Genomic DNA, 285 nt, shown 5'->3' with positions numbered 1-285 from the left:
GATGAGCCCCACCCCCCGACGCCGGGTCAGCGCGCGGGCGAAGGCCTCGAGCCGGACGAGGCGCCCGGCCGCGTAGCAGGCGCCGACCACGGCGCCGATGGAGCAGCCCGCCACCACGGTCGGCGTGATGCCGCCTTCCTCCAGGGCGCGGATCACCCCGATATGCGCCCAGCCCCGGGCCGAGCGGCCCCGGAGGGCGAGCCCGACCTGCGGGCCGGGGCTCGGCGGCGGGCGGACCGGCTCGACGGTTCCGGGCGGGAAATGCGGGTCGGCGGACTCGTCTTG

The 285-nt window shown here is 78.6% G+C and carries 1 protein-coding gene; it reads right to left on the bottom strand.

Annotated features, from left to right (window positions below):
* On the bottom strand, window positions 1–285 hold a 285-nt coding region (locus tag ACLBX8_RS32135; protein WP_447716465.1), incomplete at both ends, for a patatin-like phospholipase family protein.

Source organism: Methylobacterium sp. D48H (assembly GCF_053345715.1).
The sequence above is the reverse complement of the archived record's forward strand: the minus strand, read 5'-3'. Positions and strand labels throughout refer to the sequence as shown.